The organism is Roseivivax sp. GX 12232 (assembly GCF_021272185.1).
In the GTDB taxonomy this organism is placed as follows: Bacteria; Pseudomonadota; Alphaproteobacteria; order Rhodobacterales; family Rhodobacteraceae; genus Roseivivax.
In genome coordinates, this window is the sequence record NZ_JAJSEC010000001.1 from 290,594 (window position 1) to 315,789 (window position 25,196).

Annotated in this window: 22 protein-coding genes; 7 read left to right on the forward strand and 15 right to left on the reverse strand. The window is 70.1% G+C overall.

The features are described 5' to 3' along the window. Positions 1 to 43: 43 nt before the first annotated feature. Genes LR948_RS01275 through LR948_RS01290 form a run of 4 tightly spaced genes read right to left on the reverse strand, consistent with a single transcriptional unit; the run spans position 44 to position 3,547 of the window. Positions 44 to 814, reverse strand: coding sequence for an ABC transporter ATP-binding protein (locus tag LR948_RS01275; RefSeq protein ID WP_232752104.1), 771 nt, complete (start codon positions 812 to 814; stop codon positions 44 to 46). Then, positions 811 to 1,656 carry an ABC transporter ATP-binding protein gene (locus tag LR948_RS01280; RefSeq protein ID WP_232752105.1) on the reverse strand — a complete coding sequence of 282 codons (846 nt, stop codon included), beginning with the start codon at positions 1,654 to 1,656 and terminating at the stop codon, positions 811 to 813. The genes LR948_RS01275 and LR948_RS01280 overlap by 4 nt, the downstream gene beginning before the upstream one ends. Further along, on the reverse strand, positions 1,653 to 2,558 hold the full coding sequence (locus tag LR948_RS01285; RefSeq protein ID WP_232752106.1) for an ABC transporter permease: 906 nt from the start codon (positions 2,556 to 2,558) through the stop codon (positions 1,653 to 1,655). The genes LR948_RS01280 and LR948_RS01285 overlap by 4 nt, the downstream gene beginning before the upstream one ends. Then, the gene (locus LR948_RS01290; RefSeq protein WP_232752617.1) at positions 2,558 to 3,547 is read right to left on the reverse strand and encodes an ABC transporter permease; all 990 of its coding nucleotides are present in this window, start codon (positions 3,545 to 3,547) and stop codon (positions 2,558 to 2,560) included. The genes LR948_RS01285 and LR948_RS01290 overlap by 1 nt, the downstream gene beginning before the upstream one ends. Positions 3,548 to 3,792: 245 nt before the next feature. Here LR948_RS01290 and LR948_RS01295 point away from each other — a divergent pair, with 245 nt between their 5' ends. Further along, entirely contained in the window at positions 3,793 to 5,382 is a 1,590-nt protein-coding gene (locus LR948_RS01295; protein WP_232752107.1) for an ABC transporter substrate-binding protein, read from the forward strand. 838 nt (positions 5,383 to 6,220) lie between these two features. Here the strand turns inward: LR948_RS01295 and LR948_RS01300 are convergent. The 10 genes from LR948_RS01300 to LR948_RS01345 form a co-directional block, all read right to left on the reverse strand. Beyond that, positions 6,221 to 6,892 (reverse strand): glutathione S-transferase family protein, encoded by a 672-nt coding sequence (locus LR948_RS01300; protein ID WP_232752108.1) that lies wholly within the window; start codon positions 6,890 to 6,892, stop codon positions 6,221 to 6,223. Between the two features lie 51 nt (positions 6,893 to 6,943). Beyond that, positions 6,944 to 7,699, reverse strand: a complete 756-nt coding sequence (locus tag LR948_RS01305) for an SDR family NAD(P)-dependent oxidoreductase (RefSeq protein ID WP_232752109.1) — start codon at positions 7,697 to 7,699, stop codon at positions 6,944 to 6,946. 67 nt (positions 7,700 to 7,766) lie between these two features. Next, positions 7,767 to 8,915: a M24 family metallopeptidase gene (locus LR948_RS18970; protein ID WP_232752110.1), complete on the reverse strand. Its 1,149-nt coding sequence runs from the start codon at positions 8,913 to 8,915 to the stop codon at positions 7,767 to 7,769. Then, the gene (locus LR948_RS01315) at positions 8,891 to 10,015 is read right to left on the reverse strand and encodes an ABC transporter ATP-binding protein (RefSeq protein ID WP_232752111.1); all 1,125 of its coding nucleotides are present in this window, start codon (positions 10,013 to 10,015) and stop codon (positions 8,891 to 8,893) included. The genes LR948_RS18970 and LR948_RS01315 overlap by 25 nt, the downstream gene beginning before the upstream one ends. After that, the gene (locus LR948_RS01320) at positions 10,012 to 10,986 is read right to left on the reverse strand and encodes an ABC transporter ATP-binding protein (RefSeq protein ID WP_232752112.1); all 975 of its coding nucleotides are present in this window, start codon (positions 10,984 to 10,986) and stop codon (positions 10,012 to 10,014) included. The genes LR948_RS01315 and LR948_RS01320 overlap by 4 nt, the downstream gene beginning before the upstream one ends. Before the next feature lie 7 nt (positions 10,987 to 10,993). Then, positions 10,994 to 11,884: an ABC transporter permease gene (locus tag LR948_RS01325; protein WP_232752113.1), complete on the reverse strand. Its 891-nt coding sequence runs from the start codon at positions 11,882 to 11,884 to the stop codon at positions 10,994 to 10,996. Next, positions 11,881 to 12,858, reverse strand: coding sequence for an ABC transporter permease (locus LR948_RS01330; RefSeq protein WP_232752114.1), 978 nt, complete (start codon positions 12,856 to 12,858; stop codon positions 11,881 to 11,883). The genes LR948_RS01325 and LR948_RS01330 overlap by 4 nt, the downstream gene beginning before the upstream one ends. Before the next feature lie 27 nt (positions 12,859 to 12,885). After that, positions 12,886 to 14,493: an ABC transporter substrate-binding protein gene (locus LR948_RS01335; RefSeq protein ID WP_232752115.1), complete on the reverse strand. Its 1,608-nt coding sequence runs from the start codon at positions 14,491 to 14,493 to the stop codon at positions 12,886 to 12,888. Positions 14,494 to 14,648: 155 nt separating this feature from the next. Further along, entirely contained in the window at positions 14,649 to 16,091 is a 1,443-nt protein-coding gene (locus tag LR948_RS01340; RefSeq protein WP_232752618.1) for an NAD-dependent succinate-semialdehyde dehydrogenase, read from the reverse strand. A gap of 101 nt (positions 16,092 to 16,192) precedes the next feature. Then, positions 16,193 to 17,314: an FAD-binding oxidoreductase gene (locus LR948_RS01345; RefSeq protein WP_232752116.1), complete on the reverse strand. Its 1,122-nt coding sequence runs from the start codon at positions 17,312 to 17,314 to the stop codon at positions 16,193 to 16,195. A gap of 95 nt (positions 17,315 to 17,409) precedes the next feature. Between LR948_RS01345 and LR948_RS01350 the strand changes: the two genes are divergently transcribed. From LR948_RS01350 to LR948_RS01360, 3 genes are read left to right on the forward strand one after another with little or no spacing between them, the layout of a single operon-like run. Next, on the forward strand, positions 17,410 to 18,243 hold the full coding sequence (locus LR948_RS01350) for a sugar phosphate isomerase/epimerase (RefSeq protein WP_232752117.1): 834 nt from the start codon (positions 17,410 to 17,412) through the stop codon (positions 18,241 to 18,243). A 22-nt stretch (positions 18,244 to 18,265) separates the two neighbouring features. Beyond that, positions 18,266 to 19,204 (forward strand): dihydrodipicolinate synthase family protein, encoded by a 939-nt coding sequence (locus tag LR948_RS01355; protein WP_232752118.1) that lies wholly within the window; start codon positions 18,266 to 18,268, stop codon positions 19,202 to 19,204. Continuing rightward, the gene (locus LR948_RS01360) at positions 19,201 to 20,304 is read left to right on the forward strand and encodes an NADH:flavin oxidoreductase/NADH oxidase (protein ID WP_232752119.1); all 1,104 of its coding nucleotides are present in this window, start codon (positions 19,201 to 19,203) and stop codon (positions 20,302 to 20,304) included. The genes LR948_RS01355 and LR948_RS01360 overlap by 4 nt, the downstream gene beginning before the upstream one ends. A gap of 189 nt (positions 20,305 to 20,493) precedes the next feature. On the opposite strand, the gene LR948_RS01365 is transcribed toward LR948_RS01360, so the two are convergent. After that, positions 20,494 to 21,255: an SDR family NAD(P)-dependent oxidoreductase gene (locus LR948_RS01365; RefSeq protein ID WP_232752120.1), complete on the reverse strand. Its 762-nt coding sequence runs from the start codon at positions 21,253 to 21,255 to the stop codon at positions 20,494 to 20,496. Between the two features lie 88 nt (positions 21,256 to 21,343). Here LR948_RS01365 and LR948_RS01370 point away from each other — a divergent pair, with 88 nt between their 5' ends. Genes LR948_RS01370 through LR948_RS01380 form a run of 3 tightly spaced genes read left to right on the forward strand, consistent with a single transcriptional unit; the run spans position 21,344 to position 25,055 of the window. Beyond that, complete coding sequence (locus LR948_RS01370; RefSeq protein WP_232752121.1) at positions 21,344 to 22,279, forward strand: 3-hydroxyacyl-CoA dehydrogenase NAD-binding domain-containing protein; 936 nt, start codon at positions 21,344 to 21,346, stop codon at positions 22,277 to 22,279. A 3-nt stretch (positions 22,280 to 22,282) separates the two neighbouring features. After that, complete coding sequence (locus tag LR948_RS01375; RefSeq protein WP_232752122.1) at positions 22,283 to 23,941, forward strand: 2Fe-2S iron-sulfur cluster-binding protein; 1,659 nt, start codon at positions 22,283 to 22,285, stop codon at positions 23,939 to 23,941. Beyond that, positions 23,934 to 25,055 carry an FAD-binding oxidoreductase gene (locus tag LR948_RS01380; RefSeq protein ID WP_232752123.1) on the forward strand — a complete coding sequence of 374 codons (1,122 nt, stop codon included), beginning with the start codon at positions 23,934 to 23,936 and terminating at the stop codon, positions 25,053 to 25,055. Before LR948_RS01375 ends, LR948_RS01380 begins: the two co-directional genes overlap by 8 nt. Positions 25,056 to 25,196: the final 141 nt, after the last annotated feature.

The following is a 25,196-nucleotide window of genomic DNA, read 5'->3' on the forward strand; positions in this document are numbered from 1 at the left end:
GCCTCCCCCCCTTGGCGCCCGCCGCGCCCGCCGTCCCGGCCGCTCAGCCGGCCTGTCCCTGCCGCTCCCCGGCGCCCAGGCTGAACCTGTATAACTCCTGCGCGTAGGGATCGGAAAACCGCCCTTCGCGCAACTGCCCCGCCTCGGCCTCTTCGACCATGCGACCCTTGCGCAGCACCCCGAGCCGGTCGCACATGAAGCCCACCACCGGCAAGGCATGGGTCACGAGCACATAGGTCAGCCCGCGCTCCTCGCGGAGCCGCACCAGGAGATTCAGGATCTCGGCCTGCACGCTGACGTCCAGCGCCGAGGTCGGCTCGTCCAGAAGCAGGAGCTTCGGGTCGAGCATCAGCGCCCGGGCGATGGCCACGCGCTGGCGCTGGCCGCCCGACATCTGGTGCGGAAAGCGGAAGCGGAAGCGCTCGTCGAGGCCCACCGCCCGCATCATCTCGATCACCCGGTCGGCGCGGTCGGCCCGCGTGCCGATGCCATGGATCACCAGCGGCTCGCTCAGCGCCGCGTCCACCGTGCGGCGGGGATGCAACGAGGCATAGGGGTCCTGGAAGACCATCTGGCAGTGCCGCGCGAAGCCGCGCCCGCGGGGCCCCTCGAGCGCCTCGCCCGAGAGCCGGATCGTGCCGCTGATGTCGCGCGCCATGCCGACCACGGCGCGCAGGATCGTCGATTTGCCCGAACCGCTTTCGCCGACCAGCGCGTAGCTCTCGCCCTCGGCCACCGAGAAGGAGACCTCGCGCACCACGGTGCTGCGGCCGTAGCGGACGCTCAGCCCGGAGATCTCCAGCGCGGCGCTCATGTCCCCCTCCCCTCGGTGTCCCAGGCCCGGTCGAGCACCGGCAGCAGCCGCCGCGTCTCGTTCATCCGCGGCACCGACTCGAGCAGCCCGCGGGTATAGGGATGCGCCGCCGCGTCGAGCCGCCCGGCCTCCAGCGCTTCGACCACCTCGCCGCGATACATCACCAGCACCCGGTCGCAGTAGCGCGCCACCAGCTTCAGGTCGTGGCTGATCAGGATCAGCCCCATGCCGTTGCGCGCGATCATCGTCTCGATCAGGTCGAGCACCTGCGCCTGCACGCTCACATCGAGCGCCGAGGTCGGCTCGTCGGCGATCAGGATGTCGGGCTCGGGGATCAGCATCATCGCGATCATCACCCGCTGGCCCATGCCGCCCGAGACCTCGTGCGGGTAGAGGCCCATGACGTGCTCGGGGTCGTGGATGCGCACCTGGGTCAGCATCTCGATCACCCGCGCCCGGATCTGCCCGCGCGGCAGGGTGCCATGTACGCGCAGCGCCTCGGCGATCTGGCTGCCAATGGTCATCACCGGGTTCAGTGAGAACTTCGGATCCTGCATCACCATGGAGATCCGCGCCCCGCGCACCCGGCGCATCTGGCGCTCGGACATGGCGGCCAGGTCCATCCCGTCGAAGCGGAGCGCCTCCTGCCGGACCCGCGCGGGCGGCGGGATCAGCCGCAGAAGCGCCCGGGCGGTCAGCGACTTGCCCGAACCCGATTCGCCCACGATGCCCAGCCGCTCGCGGCCGAGATCGAAGGAGACCCCGCGCACCACCTCGACCGGGCCGCGCGGGCCGGGAAACTCCACCCGCAGGTTCTTCACGCTGAGCAGCGGTTCGGTCATCGGCCCTCTCTCTGGCGCGGATCGAGCACGTCGCGCAGCCCGTCGCCCAAAAAGCAGAAGCCCAGCGAGACCACGATGATCGCAAAGCCCGGCATGGTCGCCACCCACCATTGATCGAGGATGAAGCTGCGCCCGCGCGAGATCATCGCCCCCCATTCCGGCAGGGGCGGCTGCGCCCCGAGCCCGAGGAACCCCAGGCCCGCGGCGGTCAGGATGATGCCCGCCATGTCGAGCGTCACCCGGATGATCGTCGAGGACATGCAAAGCGGGATCACATGCAGGCTGATGACCCTCAGGCTCGAGGCCCCCTGCAGCGTCACCGCCGAGATGAACTCGGAGTTGCGGAAGGTCAGGGTCTCGGCCCGGGCGATGCGCGCATAGGCCGGCCAGGAGGTCACCGCGATGGCGATGATCGCGTTCTGCAGCCCGGCCCCCAGCGCGGCCACGAAGGCCAGCGCCATGATCAGCTTCGGCAGCGACAGGAAGACATCGGTGATCGCCATGAGCACCCGGTCGGTCCAGCCGCCGAAATAGCCCGCGACCGCGCCGATCACCAGGCCGATGGGCGCCGAGATCAGCGCCACCATGACCACGATCAGCAGCGTGATGCGGGTGCCGTGGATCACCCGGCTCAGGATGTCGCGGCCAAGCTCGTCGGTGCCCATCCAATGCGCCCAGCTCGGCGGCAGGAGCCGCTCGCCGAGGTTCTGGCCGACCGGCGAGTAAGGCGCGAGCCAGGGCGCGAAAAGCGCGGTGACCACGAGGACCAGGATGATCAGCGCCCCGAGCATGGCGAGCGGCGAGCGCGCGAAACTGCGCGCCACCCGGAAGGCCTGCCCCGCCTGGGCCTGCCAGCGCGAGGCCGGCGCATCGTCGGTCAGCCAGAGATGCAGGCGCGCCATCAGCGGCTCCTCGGGTCGAAGACGCGGTAGAGCACGTCGGAGAGGCGGTTGATCACGATGAAGACCGTGCCGATCAGGATGGTCGCGCCGAGGACCGCGTTCATGTCCGCGCGCAGAAGCGCGGTGGTCAGGTAGTTGCCGATGCCGGGCCAGGAGAAGACGATCTCGACCATGACCGAGCCTTCGAGCAGCACCGCGTAGGACAGGCCGATCACAGTCACCAGCTGCACCCGGATCGGGTAGAAGGCGTGTTTCCAGATCACCGCGCGCGGGCTCACGCCCTTGACCCGCGCGGTGGTGACGAACTCCTGGCCGAGCTGGTCGAGCATGAAGCTGCGGGTCATCCGGGCGATATAGGCCAGGCTGAAGAAGCCCAGGATCGCCGAGGGCAGCACCAGGTGCGAGACCGCGTTGCGGAAGATCTGCCAGTCGCCGGCGATCAGCGCGTCGACGGTCAGAAGGCCGGTCACCGTGGGCACCACCCCGTCGTAGAAGATGTCGATGCGCCCGGGCCCGCCGACCCAGCCGAGGCCCGCGTAGAAGACCGCCAGCGCCACCAGCCCCATCCAGAAGGCCGGCACCGCGTAGCCCAGAAGGCCCAGGACCCGGATCACCTGGTCGATCCAGCTGCCCGCCCGGGCCGCGGCGGTGACGCCCATGGGCACGCCGAGGCTCACGCCGATCAGGATGCCCAGCGTCGCCATCTCGAAGGTGGCGGGGAAGAAGCGCTTGAGGTCCTCGACCACCGGCCGCCCGGTGGTGAGCGAGGTGCCGAGGTCGCCCGTGACCACGTCGCGGACGTAGATCGCGAATTGCACCAGCAGCGGCCGGTCGAGGCCCAGGGCCTCGCGGGTGGCCAGGTAGACCTCCTGGCTGGCGCGGTCGCCGACCACGGCGACCACCGGGTCGATGGGCACGATTCGCCCGATGAAGAAGGTGATCGCCAGGAGCCCCAGGAAGGTCAGCGCGGTCACCGTGGCAAAGCGCAGGACGGCCGTGCCGCCGTCCCAGGCGCGGTGCCGCGCCCTGGGGCCTTCGGAGATCGGGGGTGTCGGTGCCGCCACGCGCAGTGCCTCGGGTTTTCGCGAAATTTGTCCGCATTACGAACAAAAGTTCTTTCAATGTAAAGGCCGCCGTGACTAGAGTAAAAATATTTTACCGACCGCGGCATCCGCCGCTTCCCGCGCCGCATTCCGGGCCCACCGGGCGGCCAGCCGACAGAGGAGGCTACTTGATGAACGTGCTGATCCGAAACCTGACCGCCGCGCTGACCGCGCTGGCGCTCGCCGGGGGGCCGGCCTGGGCCAAGACCCCCGACGACGTGCTGGTGGTGGCGCAGAACATCGATGACATCGTCGCGCTCGATCCCGCCCAGGCCTATGAGTTCACCTCGAGCGAGATCGCCACCAATGTCTACGACCGGCTGGTGCAATACGACGCCGAGGACACCACCAAGCTCGTCGGCGGCCTGGCCGAGAGCTGGGAGATGGACGAAGAGGCGCGCAGCATCTCCTTCACCCTGCGCGAGGGCGTGACCTTCCATTCCGGCAACCCCGTCAGCGCCGAGGACGTGAAGTTCTCCTTCGAGCGGGTCGTGACCCTGAACAAGAACCCCGCCTTCATCCTGACCCAGCTTGGCTGGACCCCCGAGAACATCTCGGAGATGGTCACCGGCGAGGGCCGCGAGGTCACGCTGCGCTACGACGGCGACTTCTCGCCTGCCTTCGTGATGAACGTGCTGGCCGCCCGGCCGGCCTCGATCGTCGACAGCGCGCTGGTGCGCGAACACGCGGTCGACGGCGACATGGGCAACGCCTGGCTGAACCAGAACTCCGCCGGCTCCGGGCCCTTCAAGCTCGAGACCTACCGTCCCTCGGAGCTGGTGCGCCTGACGGCCAATCCCGACTACTACAAGGAAGGGCCGAAGATCGGCTCGGTGATCATCCGCCATGTCGCCGAGGCCGCGACGCAGCAGCTGCTCCTGGAGAACGGCGATGTGGACATCGCCCGCAACATGACCCCCGAACAGGTCGCCGCCCTGCCCGAGGAGGGCTTCGAGGTCGGGGAATATCCCCAGGCCGTGGTGCATTTCATCGCCTACAACCAGAAGACCGAGAGCCTGACCCACGAGGCGCTCTGGGAGGCCTCGCGCTACCTGATCGACTACGAGGGTCTGACCAGCACGCTGCTCGACGGGCAGATGGAGGTCCACCAGGCCTTCTGGCCCAAGGGCTTCCCCGGCGCGCTCGAGGAGACGCCCTTCAGCTACGACCCCGAGAAGGCCAAGGCGATCCTCGAGGAGGCCGGCGTCGAGCTGCCGATCACCGTGGAGCTCGACGTCTTCAACTTCGCGCCCTTCACCGACATGGCGCAGTCGATCCAGGCGAGCTTTGCCGAGGCCGGGATCAACTTCGAGATCGTGCCCGGCACCACCGCGGCGATCATCACCAAGTACCGCGCGCGCGAGCACGAGGCGGTGATGCTCTACTGGGGGCCGGACTTCAACGATCCGCATTCCAACGCCAAGGCCTTTGCCTATAACGCCGACAATTCCGACGACGGCTATGCCTCCACCACCACTTGGCGCAACGCCTGGGCGGTGCCCGAGGAGATGAACAAGAAGACCATCGCGGCGCTGAACGAAAGCGACCCCGAGGCGCGCGAGCAGATGTATGTCGAGCTGCAGCGCGAGGTGCAGGAAACCGCGCCCTTCATGATCATGTTCCAGGCGACCCTGCAGGTCGGCATGGCCGAGAAGGTCCAGGGCTACGTGCATGGCGCCAGCGCCGACCTGGTCTTCTACCGCCTGGTCGAGAAGGACTGAGCTCTCCCCCGCCGGGCGGCCCTCCACGCCGCCCCGGGCCTCCGCCCCGGCGCCTCACGTGAGAGGCCCGGGGCTTTTTTGTGGGGGGTGTCTAGGATGGGGCGCGAGGCCGTGACGGCTGCGCTGGTCGGACCTTCCCGCCGGCGCAACCGCCCATCCAAACGCCCCCCGCAGAAGCCGCCGCCACCACCCTCACAACACGCCCCACCAGAGGGCGCGCGCCGGACCGGGGGCCGGCGCTGCTGCCCTCTGAGCGGGGCGCTTTATCCCAGCAAGGTCAGGACTAGGGCTGATCTAAGCGCTTCGCCCACAAAAGCGCCGGCCCAAGGGGCCGGTCCGGCGCGCGCCCGGCACCTTCGGTGCTATTCGGGCGCAAGAGGTGGCACGGTCGGCGAGAATGGGCGGAAGCTGGCCGGGCGTTTGCCCCTTGAGATCGGAAATTCCGCTGGGAAAGCGCAACGCTCGAGCTTTCGCCACACCTCTCAAGCAGACCTCTGCCCGGTCGAAACCCGTCACACCAGAGGGCGCGCGCCGGACCGGGGGTCGGCGCTGCCGACGGGAGAGCTTTGCGCTTTATCCCCGCAAGGTCAGGGCTAGCGATGAACTAGGCACGCCATCCAAAGGAGCGCCGGCCCATAGGGCCGGTCCGGCGCGCGCCCGGCACCTTCGGTGCTGTTCGGGCGCAAGGGACGTGGGTGGCTATGGGAAGCGCGCTGTCCAGACAGCCACTGCGTGATCCAGTGTCAGGCCCCCGCTGCCCCTCCACTGTCAGGCCCCCGCTGCCCCCTCCAGTATCAGGCCCCACCGCCCTCCAATGTCAGGCCCTCGCCCCTCACCCTCACGCAAAAATCTGCGGATACATGTGCCGCACCGCCTCGTCGTCCATCTCGGTGCGGAAGGGGAACTTCCCCGGCAGCGCCAGCGCCCGCTGGGCCGCCTCGCGGGCGTTCAGCCGCTCCATCAGCCGGGCGATGTTGGGGAACTCGGCCATAGCCTCCTCGCCCAGCATGAAGGGGATGCGCGGGGCCCAGCCCCAGACCGCCATGTCGAGGATCGTGTAATCCTCGCCCATCATGAAGGCCTTGCCCTCGAGCCGGGCCTCGATAATGCCCCAGTGCCGCCGCGCCTCGTAGCTGTAGCGCTTCTCGGCATAGGCGCTCTTCTCGGCGGCGAAATGGCGGAAATGCACGCATTGCCCCGAGTAGGGCCCGACGCCGCTGGCGATGAAGAACAGCCAGGATAGCATCTCCCCGCGCCGGGCGGGATCGCCGAGGAAGCGCCCGGTCTTCTCGGCCAGGTGCAAGAGGATCGCGTTGCTGTCGAAGACCGGCTGCCCCGCGTCGAGGATCGCCGGCACCTTGGCGTTTGGGTTGATCGCGCGGAAGGTCGCGCTGTGCTGCTCGCCGCGCTTGGTCTCGACCGGCACGGGGCGGTAGTCGAGCCCGCTTTCCTCGAGGAAAAGCGCCACCTTCATGGGGTTCGGCGCGGCGTTGAAGAAGAACTCGATCATTCGGGGAAATCCTTGCGGTCTTGAAGGGGAACAGGAGGCAGCTCTGCGTGCTCAGGCCAGCCCGGCCTCGACAGGCAGGCAGATGCCGGTGATGCCCGCGGCGAGCGGGCTCGAGAGAAAGGCCGCCGCATGGGCGACATCGGCCTCGGTGGCGAGGCGGCCCAGCGCGGTCTCGCCCGTGAGCGCGGCGAGCGCGCTCTCGAGGCTCGGCCCCCCGGCGGCGGCGCGGGCGGCGATCCGGCCCTCGAGCGCCTCGGTCAGGATCGGGCCCGGCGCCAGCGCGTTGACCCGGACGCCCTCGCGCCCGAGATCGAGCGCGGCGGCCCGCGCCAGCCCCAGGACCGCGTGTTTCGTCGCGGTGTAGAGCGCCTGGTCGGGATGCGCCCGGTAGCCGTTGATCGAGGCCATGAGCAGGGCCGAGCCCTGCTCCGCCCGCGCCAGATGCGGGGCGGCGCACTTCAGGCACAGCGCCACGCCCCGGACGTTCAGCCCGAAGACCGCGTCCCATTCCCCGAGGTCCAGCGCCGCGATCCGCCGCCAGGGCGGCACGCGCCCGGCATTGGCGACCAGGATGTCGAGCCCGCCGAACCCGTCGAGCACGCGCGTCAGCGCCGCCTCGGCGCCGGGGTCGGTCAGGTCGAGCGGATGGGCGCCCCAGCCCTCGGGCAGCGCGGCGGCGGCCAGCGTGTCGGGCAGGTCCAGGACCTCGATCCGGGCGCCCGCCGTGGCCAGCGCCGCGCCGATCGCCCGGCCAAGCCCGCGCCCGCCGCCGGTGATCAGCGCCCGCTTCCCGCTGAGATCGATCATGAGCCCCGCTCCTTTGTCCCTGCCCCGGAGGGCAGGCCGCGGCCCGCCCCCCGGGGGATGTTTAGCCTCACTCGATGACGATCAGCTCCTGGAAGCCCGTGGTCAGCGCCTCGCCGCCGCCGGGGCGGGCGACCACGCAGTCCTCGACCCGGGCCGAGACGCCGACCTCCTGGAAGATCGAAGGTTCGATGGTGAAGATCATGCCCTCTTCCACCGGGGTGGCGTCGCCATGGGTCAGGAAGGGCGGCTCGTGCACGTCCCAGCCGATGCCATGGCCCAGCCGGTGGCGGAACTTGTCGCCGTAGCCCGCATCGACCAGCACGTCGCGCGCGGCCTTGTCGACCGCCTCGCAGGTGGTCGCCCCGGCCTTCAGCGCCGCGATGCCGGCGCGCTGGCTTTCCATGATCAGCCGGTGCACCAGGACCTGCTCCTCGCTCGGCGCGCCGATCGAGACGGTGCGCCCGAAATCGTAGCACATCCCGTCGAGCACCGCGCCGAAGTCGAAGAGCACCGAGACCGGCGGCGTCAGCTTGCGCGGCCAGGTGGCGAGCTTGTCGCCGAAGTTCAGCGGGTGGTTCGGCCCGGAGTTGTAGAGCCCGGTGGTGAAGGACGGACCGAGCGAGCCGTGTTTCTTCATCTGGTAGTCGATCTCGGCGGCGACCTCGAGCTCGGTCATGCCGATCTTCATCTGCTTGACCGTCGCGTCAAAGGCCGCCTCGGTGATCCGCCCGGCCTCGCGCAGCTTCTCGATCTCGTCGGCGTCCTTGATCACCCGCATCGGGCGCAGCAGCGCGGTGCCCGAGGCGAAGCGCACGCCCGGCACCAGCTTCTGCAGCTCGATCAGGCTTTCGGCCTCGGCGTCGTCGCTGACCGCGATCACCGCGCCCTCGCCGATGCCCAGGTCCTTGAGGATGCCCGAGACCATCTTCACCGGGTCGTCCCAGTCGCCCAGCACCCGGACGTCCATGCCCTCGGTGCCGCCGGCGGCGCCGAACTCGGCGGTCATGCGCGGCAGGGTCAGGATCGGCTCGCGGCCCGGCGCCAGCCAGCAGCCCTCGAGCCACATGCCGGGGTGCAGGTTGCGCCCGTAGTTGGGGATGTCGCGGTGAATGCCGGTCAGGTAGTCCAGGTCGGTCCCCATGGGGAAAAAGACCAGATCGGCCTTGCCGTCGATCGAGTTGCGGAAACGGCTCATCCGGTCGGTGTAGCTGGCCACGCTGTCTCTCCTTCTGTGTCTGTCGCGTCGGTTTGGGATGGGGCGCCCGCGAGATGGCAGGCGGCCAAGCGGCCCTGCCCCATGTCGCGCAGCGCGGGCGGTTCGCTCACGCAGCGCGCCACGGCAAGCGGGCAGCGGGGATGGAAGGCGCAGCCCGAGGGCGGATCGAGCGGCGAGGGAATGTCGCCCTCGATCGGGGCGAAGACCTTGCGGCGGCGGTCGAGCCGCGGCACGCCCTCGATCAGCGAGCGGGTGTAGGGATGGGCCGGGTCGGAGAACAGCGCCTCGGTCGGCCCGCTTTCGACAACCCGCCCGAGATACATCACCAGCACCCGGTCGGCGATATGCTCGATCACCGCGAGGTCATGCGAGATGAACAGATAGGTCAGCCCGAACTCGTCGCGCAGGTCCATGAACAGATTGAGGATCTGTGCCTGGATCGAGACATCGAGCGCCGAGACGGCCTCGTCGCAGACCAGGATCTCGGGGGTGACGGCGAGCGCCCGGGCGATGCCGATGCGCTGGCGCTGGCCGCCCGAGAACTCATGGGCGAAGCGGTCGCGGTAGCCCGGGTCGATGCCGCAGCGCTCCATCATGTCCTGGACGTAGGTGCCGATCTCACCGGGCTTGGCGATGCGGTGGACACGGGGAGCCTCGCCGATCAGGTCGCGCACGCGCTTGCGCGGGTTGAGTGAGGCATAGGGGTCCTGGAAGATCATCTGCATCGGCAGGGCGGCGCCGCGGTCTTGCGTGTCGGCGTCGGTGGGCCCGGTGCCGTTTGCTGTCCCGGCCCCACCGCCCTGCCCCGCAGCCCCCGCGCCGCGCCCCGTCGCGACCCCGCCCGGCAGGTCGAGCCGCCCCGCGCTCGGCGGCAGTAGCCCCGCGACCATGCGGCCGAGCGTGCTTTTCCCGCAGCCAGATTCCCCCACGACGCCCAGCACCTCGCCGCGGTGCAGATCGAAGCTCACCTCCTCGACCGCGCGCACCACCGGGCGGGGCTTGGCCAGCCCCAGCCGCATCAGCCCGCGCGCCACCAGGTCGCCCTCTCCGCCGAAATGCCGGGTCAGCCCTTGGGCCCTCAGGATCACCTCGCCGGTCATGCGGCACCTCCCGTCAGCGGGTAGAGGCAGCGGGCCATGCGGCCCTCTCCTGCGGGGGTCATGGCGGGCATCGCCTCGCAGGCGGCCTGCGCGCGTGGGCAGCGCGGGGCGAAGGCGCAGCCGGGCGGCAGATCGGTCAGCGCCGGCATCCGCCCGGGGATCTGCGCCAGCCGCGCCTGCCGCCGCCCCGGCGTCGGCACCGAGGCGATCAGCCCCTGGGTATAGGGATGCGCGGGATCATCGAGCAGGTCGTCCACCGCGCCGATCTCGACGATGCGGCCGGCGTACATGACCGCGATCCGGTCGGCGAGCCCGGCCACCACCGACAAATCGTGGCTGATCCAGATCAGCGCTGTCCCCCGCTCGCGGCAGAGCCGCTGCACCAGCGCCAGGATCTGCCCCTGGATCGTCACGTCGAGCGCCGTCGTCGGCTCGTCGGCGATCACCAGGTCGGGCGCGTGCAGGAGCGCGATGGCAATCGCCACCCGCTGCCGCATCCCGCCCGACAGCTGGTGCGGATAGGCCTTGAGCCGCGCCTCGGGCGAGGGAATGCCCACCTGGTCGAGCGCCGCGATGGCCCGGGCGCGGACCTCGGCCCGGCCGAGCCGCTCATGCGCCAGAAGCGCGTCGCGGATCTGGGTGCCGATGCGCAGCACCGGGTTCAGCGTCATCATCGGGTCCTGGAAGATCATCGCCACCTTGGCGCCGCGCACCCGCCGCATCGCCTCGGGGCCGAGGCGCAGCAGGTCCTGCCCGTGCAGCAGCACCTCGCCGCCGGTGACCCGCCCCGGCGCGGCGATCAGCCGGGTGATCGAGAAGCCGGTCAGCGACTTGCCGGAGCCGCTTTCGCCCACGAGCCCCAGGATCTCGCCCCGGCCGAGCGAGAAGGAGACGTCGCGCAGGGCCGGGATCTCTCCGGCGGCGGTGAAGAAGCCGGTGTTCAGCGCTTTCAGGTCCAGAACCGGTGCCATGGCCCCCTCAGAGTTTCGGATTGAGCACATCGCGCAGCCGGTCGCCCAGGACGTTGGCGCTGATGATGATGGCCAGAAGCACCAGCCCCGGCAGGACCGAGATCCAGTAGCGGCCGGATTGCAGGTAGTCGAAGCCATTGGCGATCAGGAGGCCCAGCGAGGGCCGCGTCGGCGGCAATCCGAGCCCCAGGAAGGACAGCGTCGCCTCGAGCGAGATCGCCATGGCCATCTGCATGGTGCCCACGACCAGCATGGTCGGCAGGCAGTTGGGCAGGATGTGCCCGAAAAGGATGCGCAGCCCCCCGAGCCTGAGCCCCCGCGCCGCGTCGACATATTCCCGCGCGCTTTCGACCAGCGCCACGCCGCGCACCGTCCGGGCGAAATAGGCCCATTGCACGACCACCAGCGCGAAGATGATCTTGTCGACCCCGCGCCCCAGGATCACCAGGAGGATCAGCGCCACGAGGATGGTCGGGAAGCTGAGCTGCAGATCGACGATGCGCATCAGGAGCGTGTCGACCCAGCCCCTGCGGTAGGCGGCGGTGAGCCCGACGAGCGTGCCGAAGGCCAGCGCCAGCAGACCCGACAAGAGCCCCACGATCAGCGAGATGCGGATGCCGTAGAGCATCGCCGAGAGCATGTCGCGCCCCTGCCCGTCGGTGCCGAGCCAATAGGTCATGCCGGTGAAGCTTTCCGAGCCGGGCGGCATCAGGCTGTCGAGGATGTCGACCTGGGTCAGGTCATAGGGGTTCTGCGGGGCGAAAAGCGGCGCCCCGAAGCCCAGGAGGCAGAAGCCCAGGAAGACCGCCAGCGCGAGGGCCGCGCCGGGATCGGCGAGGAAGCGCGCCGCGAGGTCGCGGGCCGAGCCCGCGGGCGCCATGGGACGGGCGCCGCTCATCGCTCCTGCCCTCCGAAGCGGATGCGCGGGTCGAGCACGGAATAGAGGATGTCGACCAAGAGGTTCAGGATCACGAACATGAAGACGACGAAGATCAGGTAGGCGACGATCAGCGGCCGGTCGAGCACCGCGATGGCGTCGATCAGCATCTTGCCGACGCCGGGCCAGCTGAAGATCGACTCGACCACCACCGCGAAGGCGATGACGCCACCGAACTCCATGCCCAGCACGGTGACGATGGGAATGAGGATGTTCTTCAGCAAATGCACCCCGAGGATGCGGCTTTCACGGATGCCGCTGGCGCGGGCGAACTTGATGTAATCCGAAAACAGCACCTCGCGCATGCCCGCCCGGGCGAGCCGGATCACCATGGCCATCATGATCAGCGACAGGGTCAGCGCCGGCATGACCAGGTGGTGCAGCCCGTCGAGCGTCAGGAAGCTGAGCTCCAGCCCGCCGAGGTCCACCGTCTCGCCGCGCCCGACCGAGGGCATCCAGCCCAGCTGCACCGAGAAGACCAGGATCATGATCAGCCCGATCCAGAAGACCGGCAGCGAGAAGGCCACCATGGAGAAGGCCATGATGAGCTTGGCGCCCCAGCCCTCGGGGCGGAGCCCGGCGTAGATGCCCAAGGGCAGCCCCGCGCCGAGCGCCAGCACCAGCGCCGCGAAGGCCAGCTCCAGCGTCGCCGGCAGCCGCTCGAAGATCAGCGCCAGCGCCGGGATGCCATGGGTGAAGCTCTTCCCGAGGTCGCCCTGCAGGAGGTTGCCGAGGAAGGTCAGATATTGCTGCCAGATCGGCCGGTCGAGGCCCAGGTCCTCGATGATGGCGGTCAGGCAGGCCTGGTCGCATTCGGACGAGGCGAAGATATAGACCGGGTTGCCGATCACGTTCACGCCGAAGAACACCAGAAGGGTCATCACGAGCAGGACCAGAAGGGCCTGCAACGCGCGCCTGATGATGAACTCCGCCATGCTCTTCGCCTCGTCCTTTGGTTTCGATCAGTCGACGCGGCTGATCTCGGTGGCCAGCGTGCGCTCGTTGGTGCGCGGCTGGTGCTCGAGGCCCGCGCGCATCGCCCAGTTGTTCACCTGGAAGTGCAGCGGGATGTAGGCGTAGTCGGCCATGCCGATGCGGATCGCCTCCTGCAGGATGCCGCGCCGGGTGTCGGGGTCGATGGTGCGCTTGGCCAGGACCGAGCGGGCGTCGATCTCGGGGTTGGAATAGCGCCCGAAGTTGCCGTTCCCGCCGCCGGTCGCGGCGTTGTAGGTCTCGAGCGTGCCGGAGACCGTATAGGTCGCCTCGCCCGCCACGGTGCCCCAGCCGGTCATCGACATGGAGAACTCGGGCACGTCGAAGCCCGGCATCGACAGCTCGTCCCCGCGGATCAGCCGCGAGAAGAAGATGTTGCGCGGCATGGCGTCGACCTCGGTGGTGATGCCCACGCGGCTCCACATCTGCGCCACCGCCTCAAGAATGCGGGCGTCGTTGATGTAGCGGTCGTTCGGACCGTGCAGCGTGATGCGGAAGCCCTCGCCGTAGCCGGCCTCCTCGAGCAGCGCCTGCGCCGCCTCGGGGTCATAGGGATCGGCCTCGAGCTCCTCGACGTAGCCGAAGAAGCCCGGCGGCACGATGTTCTTGGCCGGCAGGGAGGCGCCGCCCATGATCCGGTCGCGGATGGCCTCGCGGTTGACCGCCAGGCTCAGCGCCTTGCGCACGCGCCAGTCGCGCAGCGGGTTCGGCACCATGACCTCGCCGTCATTGTCGGTGATGAAGGGCTCGACGTGCTTGTAGCCCGGCATCAGGTAGATCAGCCGGTCCGAGGGGATCGTCGAGACGGTGAAATCGGGATCCTCGCGGAGCTGCGGCAGGTCCACCGTGGGCGGGTAGTCGATGATGTCGACGTCGCCGTTCAGGAGCGCCGCGAGCCGCGAGGCGTCCTGGGTCACAGGGCGGAAGACGACCTGGTCCCAGGCAACCTCGCCGCCCCACCAGCCGGGGTTCTTCTTAACCGTGACTCGGCTGCCGGGGCTGTATTCCTCGAAGAGGAAGGGCCCGGTGCCGATGGCCGCCTGGCCGGAGTTGAAATCCACAGATTCCGTGACGCCGCGGGCCGCGTGCTCGGCCACGATGGGCAGCATGGCGAGGTCCTCGGCGACGGTCGGATAAGGCCCGTCGGTGGTGATATGGATGGTGTAATCATCGATCTTCTCCCAGGACTTCGAACCCTTGTCGAGCTGGAAGGCCGGCGAGGCGGGCGCGCCGGAGATGCCGCCCTTCAGCCGGTCGAAGGTGAAGATCACGTCGTCGGCGGTGAAGCTTTCGCCGTCGTGCCAGCGCACGCCCTCGCGCAGCTTGAACTCCCAGGTGGTCTCGTCGAGCGGCTCCCAGGAGACCGCGAGCCCGGGCACCGGCTGCGAGGCGCTGTCGAGCGCCACGAGCTTCTCGAAGATATGCTCCTGCACCTGCAGGTCGGCGGACAGCTGGGTCCAATGCGGATCGAGGGAACTGGCCTCGGACCGCACCCCGATGGTCAGAACGTCTTGCGCTGACAGCGGCGCAGCCGCCAGCAGCGCGGCGCACAGCGCGCCGGGCATCCATGGACGCATGGAAGGTCTCCTTGTTGGACAATGGCGGCGCACGGAGGGTGCGGCGCGTCTGATTTCGCGGGGCGGTTCAGCCCGCCCTCTCTCAGTAAAACTTTTTTAATGGACCTCTCAGATTCGGTCCAGAGATTTTTACTATACGAACTTATGTGCGAAAATTACGCGAGACCGCCGATGCAGGTGTATTTCGTCTCGAGGTAGTCATCGAGGCCCTGCCAGCCGCCCTCCTTGCCCAGGCCGGACTGTTTCAGCCCGCCGAAAGGCACCTCGGGCGAGACGATCAGCACCTCGTTGATGCCGATCAGCCCGTATTCCAGACCGTCCTGCAGCCGGAAGGTCCGCGCGAGGTCGCGGGTATAGGCATAGGCCGCCAGCCCGTATTCGGTGTCATTGGCCAGGCGCAGCGCCTCCTCCTCGGTCTCGAAGCGGTAGACCGGGGCGACGGGGCCGAAGATCTCCTCGCGGGTGACGCGCATCTCGGGCGTCGCATCGGCGATCACCGTGGGAGCATAGAACAGCCCGCCGCGGGCGTGGCGCGCGCCGCCGGTCAGCACCCGGCCGCCCGCCGAGACCGCGTCGGCCACCAGCTCCTCGATCTTGGCCAGCGCCTGGGCGTCGACCATGGGGCCCTGCTCGGCGCCCGGCTCCTGGCCCGGGGCGACCTTCATCGCCGCCGCGCGCTCGGCCAGCCGCGCGACGAAGGCGTCGTAGATGCCCGCCTGCACGTAGACCCGGTTCGAACAGATGCAGGTCTGCCCGGCGTTGCGGAACTTGGCGATCATCGCGCCTTCGACCGCCGCATCGAGGTCGGCGTCGTCGAAGACGATGAAGGGCGCGTTGCCGCCCAGCTCCATGGAGACCGTCTTTACCGTGTCGGCGGCGCCGCGGATCAGCTCCTTGCCGATCTCGGTGGAGCCGGTGAAGGTCAGCTTGCGCACCTCGGGGCTCTCCATGATGGCCTGGGCGATCTTCCGGGCCGAGCCGGTCACGATGTTGACCACGCCGGGCGGGAAGCCCGCGCGTTCGGCCAGAAGCCCCCAGACAAGCCCGCTGTAGGGCGTGGCCGAGGCCGGTTTCACCACAACGGTGCAGCCCGCCGCCAGCGCCGGGCCGAGCTTGCGGGCCAGCATCGAGGAAGGAAAGTTCCAGGGCGTGATCGCCGCCACCACGCCGACCGGATGGCGCGTGGTCAGAAGCTTGCGGCCCGGCACCGCCGCGGGGATCACCTCGCCCCGGGCGCGGCGGACCTCCTCGGCGAACCAAAGGACATATGCCGCCGAGGACAGCACCTCGGCCTTGGCCTCGGCCAGGGGCTTGCCCTGCTCGGCGGTCAGAAGCGCGGCCAGCGCGTCGGCATGGGCGACGATCTCGCGGTGCAGCGCGCGCATCAGCTCGGCCCGTTCTGTGACGCTTTTCGCGGCATAGGCGGGGAAGGCGCGATGGGCGGCGGCGATGGCGCGGCGGGTCTCCTCGGTGCCGCTGTTGGGCACGGTGCCGATCACCGCGCCGCTGGCGGGATCGGTGACCTCGAGGGTGCCGCCATCCTCGGCGCCGCACCAGCGCCCGTCGATCAGATTGGCCTCGACGCGCAGTTCCGACATCTCCATCACGCACCTCATTTTGCGAAGCAATGCTATTATGTGAACTTATGTTCGCATAGCGCACTTGCCGCGCGCAGGCAACGACCTTCTGTCCGACCCGCTCACAGTGAGAAGGGCGTCAGGTCCACCTTGGGCTCTTCGCCCAGCGCCAGGGATGCGATCGCCTCGGAGACCGCGGGCCCGGCGGTGAAGCCCATCCAGGGAAAGAGGTTCAGGAAAAAGCCCGGCACCTGCGGCACCTCGCCCAGGATCGGGCGCCAGTCGCGGGTGCCGTTCACCATGGCGGCCCAGCTGCGCAGGATCTCTACGCCGGCCACCGCGGGCACCAGCCTGGCCGCCAGCGCGAGGTTGCGGATCATCGAGCGGTGATCGACCACCGGGCTGCCGCGCAGCCGCGCGGGCCAGCCGCCGCCGATCAGGAAGCCGCCCTCCCTGGCCTGTTTCAGCGTCAGCTTCTCGTCGGTGAAATAGAGAAGCCAGGGCAGGATCGGCGGGCGCCGTTCGGTCACCGCGACCTGGATGGCATGGGCCTCGATCGGCACCTCGACACCGACCAGCCGCGCCACGTCGGCGGCATGGGCCCCGGCGGCGTTCACCACCTTCTCGGCGCGGATCTCCCCTGCCGTGGTGGTCAGCGTGAAGCCGCCCTGCCCTGGCGATATCGCGCTGACATGGGCGTCGCGGATGAGCCGGACGCCCGCCTCCACCGCGCGCTTGGCGAAGAGCGGCGCGACCTTGAAGGGATCGGCCTTGCCCTCGATCGGGCAAAAGGCGCCGCCAGCCATGCCGGGGGCCAGGAAGGGCGCGCGCTCGGCCAGCTCCGTGGCCGACCAGAGGTCAACCTCGAGCCCCGCCGCCCGCTCGATCCCGGCCTTCACCTCGAGCGCCCGCAGGTCCGCCTCGGAGCCCGCCACCATGAGCCCGCCCTTGCGCACCAGCCCCAGGTCGCCGCCCAGCTCCTGCTCGAGCTCGGCCCAGCGGGCGATCGAGGCGCGGAACAGCGGCAGCGTCGCCGAGAAGCGCCGCGCCCAGTCGGCACCGAGGCTGCGGAAGGGATCAAAGGGGATCTGCGCGTGGATCGAGCCCGCGTTCGACCCCGAGGCCCCGAGGTTCACGTCGCGCCGCTCGATCAGCGCCGCGCGCGCGCCCGCGCGGGCGGCAAAATAGGCCGTGGCGCTGCCTGCTAGCCCGCCGCCGATGACGGCCAGGTCGAATCTCGGCATGGATCAGAATCCCGTTGAATCCGAACTTTTGTCCGATATACTAACTTTTGTCCGCATAATGAACAGTTCAATTTGTCCGACAGGAGATCCCCCAAATGGCCGAACTGCAGGTCGCCGCGAGCACCTTTCCCTTCCTCTATTCCATGTCCGGGCTCGACGCGCTGAAGCATCTGCACGGGCTCGGCTACCGCAAGTTCGAACAGATGATCTTCCCGCCGCACACCTGGCCCGCCGATATGAGCGGCGACGACCGGCGCGCCTACAAGTCCTGGCTCGACGGCGAGGGCTGCGAGATCACCAGCTTCTGCTACCCGCTGATCGACAACAACCCCAACGCCCCGGACCGGCTGATGCGGCAATACACGCTCGACCGCTACTTCGAGGCGGTGGACCTCTCGGCCGAGCTGAACTGTCCTTATGTGGTGATGATCCCCGGCGTCTACGGCGGGCTGATCGACCCGCCGAAGGCCTGGCTCGACGAGTGGTTCGTGGAAAGCGCCCAGGCGGTGGTGGCCCATGCCAAGGACACCGGCGTGCGCATCCTTCTGGAGAACGTGCCCTTCACCCACCGCCCCTCGGCCGAGGACATGAAGGAGCTCTGCGGCATGATCGGCGACATCGGGGTGAACTTCGACGTCTGCAACTCGGTCTACATTCAGGAAGATGCCGCCGCCGCAATCCGCATGCTGGGCGACCTGGTCGAGAACGTGCACCTCTCGGACACGCCGGCGGATGTCTTCAAGCACGACAAGCTCGGCACCGGCATCGTCGACGTGAAGCCCTCCTTCGAGGCGCTGCAGGACATCGGCTACGACAAGATGACCGTGCTCGAGATCATCACCGACGCCAACCTGCCCGGCGTCGACCCCGACGGCGACATCATCGCCAGCCACGCCATCCTGGCCGAGGCCGGCTGGGCCGCCCTCTGATCCCCCCGCGCCGGAGAGAGACATGAAAGAGTTCCGCGGAAGCTATTCCGTCAACGTCACCCCCTTCACCGCCGATGGCAGCGCCGTCGACCTCGAGGCGAACCGCCGCTTCCTCGACTGGCAGATCGCCCAGGGCGTGCCGGGGGTGATCCTCCTGGGCACCACGGGCGAGTTCCTGACCCTGACCGACGCCGAGCGCGCGACCTATGTCGAGGACAGCGTGGCCCATGTGGCGGGCAGGATCGACGTGCTCGTGGGTGCCTCCAACGCCCACACGCCCACCGCCGCGCGCTACGCCCGCGAGGCCGAGGCGGCCGGGGCCGACGGGCTGATGATCATCCCGCCCTATTACTACACCCCCACCGAGGACGAGATCCTGGGCTATTATGACGGCATCACCGCCACCTGCGGGCTGCCGATCATGCTTTACAACAACCCCTTCACCTCCAATGTCGACATGTCCGCCAAGCTGGTCGGACGGCTGACCCGGACCTTCGACACGGTGCGCTACATCAAGGAAGCCTCGATGGACGTGGCCCGCGTCTACGACATCGTCGAGGAGACCGACGGGGTGATGAACGTCTTCGCCGGCGAGCGTATCGTCGAGAGCTTCCTCCTGGGCGCCAAGGGCTACGTGAACCCCTTCGGCAACTACATCCCGCGGGCCTCCACCCGGATCTGGGAGATGCTCGAGGCCGGCCGGATCGAGGACGCCAAGCGCATCCAGCGCCATATCACCGTGATCGAACACACCATCGCCGAGGGCCATCCGACCTATGGCCACCAGTGCTACTCCAAGGCGCTGGCGGCGGCGGCGGGCTACCCGCTGGGCGACGTGCGCCCGCCGCTGACGCAGTTCGCCGCGCTCGGCGCCGAGGGCGAGGCCCGCGCGGCCAAGCTCAAGGGCATCATGGACGAGATGGACCGCCTGATGGACGAACTGGAAAGCAAGGCCGCATGAGCGAACTGCCTCTCTTCACCCCCTTCTCGCTGCGCGGCGTCACCTTCCGCAACCGCGTGGTCATGGCGCCGATGTGCCAATACCAGGCCATCGACGGGCTGCCCAACGACTGGCACCGCGCCCATCACGGGCGCTATGCCACCGCCGGGCTGGGGGGCGCGATCGTGGAATCGACCGGCATCAGCCCCGAGGGCCGCATCAGCCCCGGCTGCACCGGGCTTTACAACGACGCCCAGGTCGCGGCCTGGAAGCCGATCACCGCGCTCTACCGGCGCGAGGGCATCCCGGTCTTCGCCCAGATCAACCACGCCGGCGGCAAGTCCTCGACCATGCGGCCCTGGGACGGCGGCGGCCCGCTCGATCCCGAAAGCAGCGAGCCGCCCTGGCAGACCTACGCCCCCTCGGCGGTGCCCGCGCGCGAGGGCTGGCATGTCCCGAAGGCGCTGGAGCTGCCGGAGATCGAGGCGATCGTCGCGGATTTCGCGGCGACCGCGCGGCGGGCGCTGGCGGCGGGCTTCGACGGCGTGGAGATCCACGGCGCCCATGGCTACCTGCTGCACAGCTTCATGTCGCCCTATTCCAACCGCCGCAGTGACGCCTATGGCGGCACGCTCGAAGGCCGGATGCGCCTGCCGGTCGAGGTCGCCCGCGCGATCCGCGACGCGGTGCCGGCGGAGACCCCGGTCCTTTACCGCGCCTCCTGCGTCGATGGCGAGGGCGGCGGGCTGACGCTCGATGACAGCGTGGCGCTCTCGGCGGCGCTGAAGGAGGTTGGCGTCGACCTGCTCGACGCCTCGGGCGGCGGCATCCCGGCGGGCATGCGGCTTGCCGAACAGAAGCCGGTGCCCGGCTTCCAGGTGCCCTTCGCCGAGCGCATCCGCGCCGAGACCGGCCTGCCGACCATGGCGGTGGGCATGATCACCGATCCGGTCATGGCCAATGCGATCGTGGCCGAGGGCAAGGCGGACCTGGTGTCTCTGGCGCGTGGGCTGCTGCGCGATCCCGCCTGGCCCTATCACGCCGCCGAGGCGCTGGGGCATCCCGAGCCCGCCTCGATCCTGCCGAAGCTTTATGCCTTCTACCTGAAGCTGGCCTCCTGAGCCCTTCGGGCAGCGCCGGGCCGCGCGGGAGCACCCGCCCGCGTGGCCCGGTGTGTGAAGGTGCGGCTTCTGCGCGGGGTGCGCGCGCGCGTGGTCCGCGCGCCTGCGGAACAGAGAGCGCCGGCCCGATGATCCGGGCCGGCGCTTTGTCATTGGGCCTTTCGGGGGGCGCCTGCCCCCGCGCCCGCCTCACCGAATGTAGCTCGCCCCGTTCACGTCCAGCGTCGCCCCCGAGAGATGCCGGCACCGCCCCGAGAGGCAGAAGGCCGTCAGCGTCGCGATGTCCGAGGGCGGCACGAATTCCCCCATGACCAGCCGGTCCTCGACCACCGCGCGGCCGCCCTGGCTTTCGGCGAAATCGCGCGACATCTGCGTGTCGACCACGCCCGGCGCGATGATATAGGTGCCGATCCGGTCGCGCGCATGGCCCGTCGCCACGGTCTGCAGCGCCGCCTTGAAGGCCGCCTTGGAGGCCGCATAGGCGATGGTGCGCGGGTTGGTCACGCCCTTCTGCGCGGCCCAGCTCGAGATGCCGACGATCTCGCCGCCGCCGGTCTCGCGGAAGTGCCGCACCGCCAGCCGCAGGAGCCGCGCGGCGGCGAAGACATTGACCTGGAAGGTCTCGGCCCAGATGCGCTCCCAGGCGTCGTCTTCGTCGTCGATGCCGCCGTCGAAGCGCATCACCGCGGCGTTGTTCACGAAGCCGTCGAGCCGCCCCACCGCCGCCAGCGTCTCGGCGAAGAGCCGGTCGGCCCCGCCGTCGGCGGCCAGGTCGGCGGAGAGCGCGATCCCCTGCCCCTCGGGCAGGCCCGCGATGGCCGCCTCGGCGCCGGCGCGGTCGCCACCGTAATGCGCCACCACCCGCGCGCCCTGGGCGCCCAGCTCGCGCGCGATGGCCTGGCCGATGCCCTTGGAGGCCCCGGTCACCAGTATTGTCTTTCCTGCCAGCATGACTCACCCTTTTCCCCTGCGCCTCGGTTGACGGCGACGCATATTTCGCACAAATGTTCACATAACGAACACCCGAAGGCCAGACAAAATGCCAGACGCTCCCTCCGTCCTGATCCTCGGCGCAGGCCCCATCGGGCTCGGCTTCGCGGCGGCCTGTGCCGCGGCGGGCTGGGCGGTCACGATCTTCGATCCCGACGCCCGCGCCCGCGAGGCCGCACCCGCGGGGCTCACCCGCCAGGCTGAGGCCATGGCCCGCGCCGAGCTGCCCGTCGGCGGGCTCGAGGGCGTTGAGATCATCGCCGCCCTGCCCGCGCGCATCGAGGCCGCGCTGATCCTCGAGGCCGGGCCCGAGAAGACCGAGGTCAAATCCGCGATCTTCGCCGATCTCCTGTCGCGCAGCGGCGCCGACACGCTTCTGGCCACGACCTCCTCGGCGATCCCGATCTCGGCGATCCTGCCCGCGCCCGAGGCGCAGCGCCGCGCGCTCGTGGCCCACCCCGCCAATCCGCCGAGCCTGATCCGCGTCCTTGAACTGGTCCCCGCCCCCGGCACCGCGCCCGAGAGCCTGGCCCGCGCGGCGGAGCTTTTCACCGCGGCCGGCTTCGACCCGGTGGTGCTGGGCCAGGAGCTGCCCGCCTTCGTCTTCAACCGCCTGCAGTCCGCGCTCCTGCGCGAGGCCTACCGGCTGGTCGAGGAAGGCGTGGTGGATGTCGCCGGCCTCGACCGGCTGGTGCGCGACGGGCTCGGCCCCCGCTGGGCGCTCTCGGGGCCCTTCGAGACGGCGGATCTGAACACGCAAGGTGGCGTGCGCGGCCATGCCGAGCGGCTGGGCCCGGCCTATGCCGCCATCGGACGGGCGCGCGGCGAGACCCATCCCGACTGGCCCCCGGCGCTGGTCGACCGGGTCGAGGCGGCGCGCCGGGCGCTCCTGCCCGAGGACCAGCTGCCCGCCCGCCGGGCCTGGCGCGAGCGCGCGCTGGCGGATCTTTTGCGCGCCCGCCGCGCCATCCTGAAGGAGGCCTGAGCCGTGGACCGCATCAGCTTCACCTTCGACGGGCAGGAAGTCTCCTGCGCGCCCGGCAGCTCGCTGGCCGCGGCGCTGACCGAGGCCGGCGTCCGGGGCTTCCGCGAGACCGAGAAGGGCAAGCCGCGCGGCATCTTCTGCGGCATGGGCGTCTGCCAGGACTGCCTGGTCAGCGTCGACGGACGCCCGAACCAGCGCGCCTGCATGACCGCCACGGCGCCCGGAATGACGGTCGCGCCGCAGCCTGCGCGCCCGGCCCTGACCGCCCCGCCCGCGGTCAACCGCAGCGCCCATCGGCTCACCCCGCGGGTCCTGGTGGTGGGCGGCGGCGCGGGCGGGCTTTCCGCCGCCATCGCCGCCCGCGAGACCGGCGCCGAGGTGGTCCTGCTCGACGAGCGCAAGGTGCCCGGGGGTCAGTATTTCAAGCAATCCGCCCGGCCCGAGGCCGCGCCGCTCGACGCCCAGCAGGCCGAGGGCCAGGCGCTGGTCGCCCGCGCCCGCGACGCCGGGGTCACCATCCTGCCCGAGGTCACCGTCTGGGGCGCCTTCGACGGGCCCGAGATCCTCGCCGCCGATCCGGGGGCCGTCTATGCCATCCGCCCCGGCGCGCTGATCGTGGCGACCGGGGCTTACGAGCGCCCGGCGATGATCCCCGGCTGGACCCTGCCCGGCGTGATGACCGTGGGCGCGGCCCAGACGCTCTGGCGCAGCTACGGCACGCTGCCGGGCGCGCGGGTCGCGCTTTTCGGCAATGGCCCCTTGGTGGCCCAGGTGGCCTTGGAGCTGGCCGAGGGCGGGGCCGAGATCCCGCTTCTCGGCGAAAGCGCCCCGGCGCCCTGGCGGCGGCCCCTGGCGAGCCTTGCCATGATGCGCCGCGACCCGGGGCTCGCGCGCAAGGGCCTCTCGATGCTGGCCGGGCTGAAACGACAGGGCATCGCGCCCCGCCACGACCTGCGCCCCACCCGGATCGAGGCCGCGCCCGCGGGCGGGCTTTTGGTGCACTACGAGCAGGGCCGCCACAGCGGCCGGATCACCGCCGATGCGGTCTGCCTGAACTACGGCTTCCAGCCCCAGAACGAGATCCTGCGGCTGCTCGACTGCGCGATGACCTACGACGCGCGTTTCGACCAGCTGCGTCCCGAGCGCGCGCCCGATTGCCGGACCTCGATCGCCGGGGTCTACGCGGTGGGCGATTGCTGCGGGCTGGGCGGCGCGCCGGCGGCCGCGCTCGAGGGCCGGATCGCGGGCCGCGCGGCGGCGGGCGGCCCGGGCCCCAGCGCCGGAGAGGCCGCGACGCTGGCCCGGCACCGCGCCTTCCAGGACGCGCTCTGGCGGGTCTACGACAGCCCCGCCCCGCCGCTCGAGGAGGCCGCGCCCGAGACCCTGGTCTGCCGCTGCGAGGAGGTGGAGAAAGCCGCGCTCGATGCCGCGCTCTCCGATGACCCGCATGACATCGGTGCCCTGAAGCGCGCCACCCGCATCGGCATGGGCCGCTGCCAGGGCCGCTACTGCGCGCCCGCCTTGGCCGGGCTCATGGCGCGGCGGCGCGGCACGCCCATGGGCGATCTGTCCTATTTCGCCCCGCGGGTGCCGATCAAACCCGTCGACATCGCCACAATCACCGCCGCCGAGGCCCTGCTTGCGGAGGAGACCAATGGCTAGGCCCGACCTCCTGGTCGTCGGCGGCGGCATCACCGGGCAATGCGCCGCCCTTTCCGCCGCGCGCGCGGGCGCCCGGGTGGCGCTGGTCGACCTGGGCTTGAACGCGGGCTCCACCGCCAATGCCGGCAGCCTGCACGTGCAGATGCAGAGCCGCTTCCTGCGGCTGAACCCGCATCTGGCGGAGAACCTGGAAAGCTCGCTGCCGCTCTATCTGTCGGCGGTGAAGGCCTGGGAGGCGCTCGACGCCGAGCTGGGCGGGGTGGAGCTGACCCGCGAGGGCGGGCTGATGCTGGCCGAGAGCGAGGCGCAGCTGGCCTTTCTCGAGGAGAAGGCCGAGCGCGAGCGCGCCAAGGGTCTCGACGTGGAGATCCTGGGCCACAACGCGCTGCACCGCATGGCGCCCTGGCTCTCGGAGGAGGTCATCGGCGCCGAGCTCTGCCGCGACGAGGGCAAGCTCAACCCGCTGGTCGCCAACCGCAAGATGCGCGCCGCGCTGGAGCGCGCGGGCGTCGAGATCCGCCGCGACCGGATCACCGCGCTGGAAGACGGCGCCGCGCCAAGCGCGCTCGGCACCCGGCGGCATTCGGCGGGGCAGATCCTCCTGGCGACCGCCTGGGGCACCTCGGCGCTCTTGGCGGGCACCGCGGTTCACGTGCCGACCCCGCCCGAGCCCCTGCACATGAACATCACCGAGGCCGGTGCCTACGAGATCCACCATCTCGTGCAGCACGCCGAGCGGCCGATCACGCTCAAGCAGTTCCGCTCGGGCCAGGTGGTGATCGGCGGCGGCTGGGAGGCCCGGCTCTCCGAGGGCGCGGGCGCGCCCGGCATCCGCAAGGAGAGCCTTCTGGGCAATGTGGCCCTCGCCGCCCGGATCGCGCCGGGGATCGGCGGACTGAGGGTGCTGCGGACCTGGGCGGGCTACAACACGCCGGTGGACGGCAAGGCGACCATCGGGCCGCTCGAGGCGGCAAGCCGCATCCACCTCGCCCTGCCCGGCGACGCGGGCTACACGCTGGGGCCGGTGGTCGGTCAAAGCGCGGCGGCCTTGGCGTTGGGGGCCGAGGGGCCGATCGACGCGGCGCCTTACAGCCCGGCGCGCTGGCGGGGGTGAGGGGTGGCTTGGGCAGTGGAATTGAGGGCGCGCGCCGGACCGAGGGCCGGCGCTGCTGACCTCTGAGCGAGGCGCTTTATCCACGCAAGGTCAGGACTAGGGGTGAGTTAGGCGCACCACTCACAGGAGCGCCGGCCCAAG

What these genes read in the sequence shown, in the direction of transcription:
- LR948_RS01305 (WP_232752109.1), bottom strand. Translation starts at nt 7,699, where the DNA reads ATGATCGATCTCAGCGGGAAGCGGGCGCTGATCACCGGCGGCGGGCGC.
- LR948_RS01295 (WP_232752107.1), top strand. Translation starts at nt 3,793, where the DNA reads ATGAACGTGCTGATCCGAAACCTGACCGCCGCGCTGACCGCGCTGGCG.
- LR948_RS01335 (WP_232752115.1), bottom strand. Translation starts at nt 14,493, where the DNA reads ATGCGTCCATGGATGCCCGGCGCGCTGTGCGCCGCGCTGCTGGCGGCT.
- LR948_RS01275 (WP_232752104.1), bottom strand. Translation starts at nt 814, where the DNA reads ATGAGCGCCGCGCTGGAGATCTCCGGGCTGAGCGTCCGCTACGGCCGC.
- LR948_RS01325 (WP_232752113.1), bottom strand. Translation starts at nt 11,884, where the DNA reads ATGAGCGGCGCCCGTCCCATGGCGCCCGCGGGCTCGGCCCGCGACCTC.
- LR948_RS01350 (WP_232752117.1), top strand. Translation starts at nt 17,410, where the DNA reads ATGGCCGAACTGCAGGTCGCCGCGAGCACCTTTCCCTTCCTCTATTCC.
- LR948_RS01300 (WP_232752108.1), bottom strand. Translation starts at nt 6,892, where the DNA reads ATGATCGAGTTCTTCTTCAACGCCGCGCCGAACCCCATGAAGGTGGCG.
- LR948_RS01370 (WP_232752121.1), top strand. Translation starts at nt 21,344, where the DNA reads ATGCCAGACGCTCCCTCCGTCCTGATCCTCGGCGCAGGCCCCATCGGG.
- LR948_RS01380 (WP_232752123.1), top strand. Translation starts at nt 23,934, where the DNA reads ATGGCTAGGCCCGACCTCCTGGTCGTCGGCGGCGGCATCACCGGGCAA.
- LR948_RS01315 (WP_232752111.1), bottom strand. Translation starts at nt 10,015, where the DNA reads ATGACCGGCGAGGTGATCCTGAGGGCCCAAGGGCTGACCCGGCATTTC.
- LR948_RS01330 (WP_232752114.1), bottom strand. Translation starts at nt 12,858, where the DNA reads ATGGCGGAGTTCATCATCAGGCGCGCGTTGCAGGCCCTTCTGGTCCTG.
- LR948_RS01285 (WP_232752106.1), bottom strand. Translation starts at nt 2,558, where the DNA reads ATGGCGCGCCTGCATCTCTGGCTGACCGACGATGCGCCGGCCTCGCGC.
- LR948_RS01360 (WP_232752119.1), top strand. Translation starts at nt 19,201, where the DNA reads ATGAGCGAACTGCCTCTCTTCACCCCCTTCTCGCTGCGCGGCGTCACC.
- LR948_RS01280 (WP_232752105.1), bottom strand. Translation starts at nt 1,656, where the DNA reads ATGACCGAACCGCTGCTCAGCGTGAAGAACCTGCGGGTGGAGTTTCCC.
- LR948_RS01340 (WP_232752618.1), bottom strand. Translation starts at nt 16,091, where the DNA reads ATGTCGGAACTGCGCGTCGAGGCCAATCTGATCGACGGGCGCTGGTGC.
- LR948_RS01320 (WP_232752112.1), bottom strand. Translation starts at nt 10,986, where the DNA reads ATGGCACCGGTTCTGGACCTGAAAGCGCTGAACACCGGCTTCTTCACC.
- LR948_RS01345 (WP_232752116.1), bottom strand. Translation starts at nt 17,314, where the DNA reads ATGCCGAGATTCGACCTGGCCGTCATCGGCGGCGGGCTAGCAGGCAGC.
- LR948_RS01355 (WP_232752118.1), top strand. Translation starts at nt 18,266, where the DNA reads ATGAAAGAGTTCCGCGGAAGCTATTCCGTCAACGTCACCCCCTTCACC.
- LR948_RS01365 (WP_232752120.1), bottom strand. Translation starts at nt 21,255, where the DNA reads ATGCTGGCAGGAAAGACAATACTGGTGACCGGGGCCTCCAAGGGCATC.